Below are 1,892 nucleotides of genomic sequence, written 5' to 3'. Positions count from 1 at the left end.
CGGCTGCAGCGGCGTCACTACTGCCGATGCCCTGCTTGCGGACCTTCAGCCATTCGTTCCGGCTAGGGCCCTTGGTGGAGACCAGGCGCAATGCCGGTCGCTGTTTCTGAATTGTGATTGCACTCATGCCCTCGCCTTCATACAGACCCAGGGCCTTCGCCATGGAGCGTTCGTTGGTTTTGCCAACTCCGGTACCGGAGTCGTCAGTGAACACCTTGAGGAAGTAGTTCCTGGCCTCGGTGATTTTCACTTTCCGTTCGCTCAGAGTCTTCAGGCGGCACATGAACTCGTCCCAGGCAACACGGAGATACCAGGTTGCTTCTTCTCCAGATCCGCATCAAAAGCGGTATTGTGCTTCACCTTGACAACATTAGCCGTGGAGCCCTTCAGAGCAACAGCCAGCGTTTCGTTGCACACCACACGAATACTGGTGAACTGAGCGGTGGTTGCAATGGTGCCGTCACAGGCGGTGGCCAGCAGGACGTAGGCATTGGTTTGATCGGTGCCTTGTATCCGAGCGATAAAGCACCTTGGAATCCGGATAGGACGGAATCTCGCCCAGGGGGCCACCAGAGTCGGTGATCTTGCCGTAATTGTTCGTGCCGATCCGGACGGACAGGCAGTTGGGGCATTTTACAGACATAGGAGTTACCTCTGTGAATGGGGAGGGAAGGCGCTTTCGTCGACACTACATTTTTGGAAAAAGCCCGTCTTGAAAACCGCCGTTTTCCTGCTTTCCATCAGTGGCTACGGCCAATGGACGCGAATGCAGTAATTCCCCCTTTCGATGCTGTATCTGGACGAAAGCGCCTAAGCCTCGCCAGACAGCGTCTCGATAATACGGCAGTCCATGATAACCCCGCCCTCACAACACGCACTCAGTCTTTCCAGCTCGTATTCCATTGCACGCAGATCTTTCAGTCGAGAGCGCACCTGTTCCAATTGTTGTTCAACTTTGGTGTCCACGCCCGCACATGACTCCTGCTGCCGGTCAGCCAGCGATAACAGTTCACGGATATCGTCAAGGCTGAATCCGAGCCCGCGGCTTCGTCGGATAAACAGCAGCCGTGAATGATCCGCTTCGAAATAAAGACGATAGCCGGATTCCGAGCGGGTCGCTTTCGGTAACAGCCCAATTTTTTCGTAGTAGCGGATGGTCACGGGCTTGATGCCCGTATCATCGGCCAGCCGACCGACTGTGTAACTTTTTTCGCTCATCGTCATTGACCTTATAGTTACTATAACCATTAGTGTATCGTCGAATTGCCAATTTTGGGAGACTCCGTCGTGGACAGCTGCTGTGAGAACAAGGCCGGTGAACTGGCACAACTGAGGGCCAGCCAAAGCCGGGTGCTTTACATTGCGCTTGCCATCAATGCGGTGATGTTTGTGGTGGAATTCAGCGCCGGCTGGATTGCAAGCTCTACCGCGTTACTGGGCGATTCGCTGGATATGTTCGGCGACGCGTCTGTCTATGCGCTGACACTGTTCGTGCTGGACAGAAGCCGTCGCGCACGCGCCGGGGCGGCGCTGTTCAAAGGCGGCTTTATGCTGTTGTTCGGGCTTGTTGTTGTCGCCGATGCGATTCGCAAACTGGTGATACAGGAAGTCCCCGCCGCTGAGTGGATGGGGGCTGTCGGCGCTCTTGCCCTGGCTGCAAACGGGGTCTGTTTCATGTTGCTCTATCGCCATCGCGCGGACGACCTCAATATGCGTTCCACCTGGATGTGTTCCAGGAACGATCTGTTCGCCAACAGCAGTGTCATCATTGCGGCTGGACTGGTCGCCCTCACCAATACCCTCTGGCCGGATATCATTGTGGGCCTCGCCATTGCCGCGCTTTTCCTGCACTCCGCCTGGCAGGTCATCCGTGAAGGTATGGAGGAATGGCG

The 1,892-nt window shown here is 55.8% G+C and carries 3 protein-coding genes and 1 pseudogene; 1 reads left to right on the top strand and 3 read right to left on the bottom strand.

Going from position 1 to position 1,892, the window contains the following annotated elements:
- The 3 genes and pseudogenes from VJ956_RS11425 to VJ956_RS11415 form a co-directional block, all read right to left on the bottom strand.
- Window positions 1–283 (bottom strand): annotated as a pseudogene (locus tag VJ956_RS11425) (hypothetical protein); the annotation flags it as partial.
- Window positions 271–570: a DUF932 domain-containing protein gene (locus tag VJ956_RS11420; protein WP_324085011.1), complete on the bottom strand. Its 300-nt coding sequence runs from the start codon at window positions 568–570 to the stop codon at window positions 271–273. The gene VJ956_RS11420 and the pseudogene VJ956_RS11425, both read right to left, overlap by 13 nt.
- A 240-nt stretch (window positions 571–810) precedes the next feature.
- Window positions 811–1,218 (bottom strand): helix-turn-helix domain-containing protein, encoded by a 408-nt coding sequence (locus VJ956_RS11415; protein WP_324085009.1) that lies wholly within the window; start codon window positions 1,216–1,218, stop codon window positions 811–813.
- 69 nt (window positions 1,219–1,287) lie between these two features.
- Between VJ956_RS11415 and VJ956_RS11410 the strand changes: the two genes are divergently transcribed.
- On the top strand, window positions 1,288–1,892 hold a 605-nt coding region (locus tag VJ956_RS11410; RefSeq protein ID WP_324085008.1), incomplete at its 3' end, for a cation diffusion facilitator family transporter.

This window comes from Marinobacter sp., from assembly GCF_035268745.1.
GTDB lineage: Bacteria > Pseudomonadota > Gammaproteobacteria > Pseudomonadales > Oleiphilaceae > Marinobacter.
Note: the sequence above shows the minus strand (reverse complement) of the source record. Positions and strands in the feature narration are given on the sequence as shown.

Coding starts and splice junctions, on each gene's coding strand:
- VJ956_RS11415 (WP_324085009.1), bottom strand. CDS start 1,218: ATGAGCGAAAAAAGTTACACAGTCGGTCGGCTGGCCGATGATACGGGC.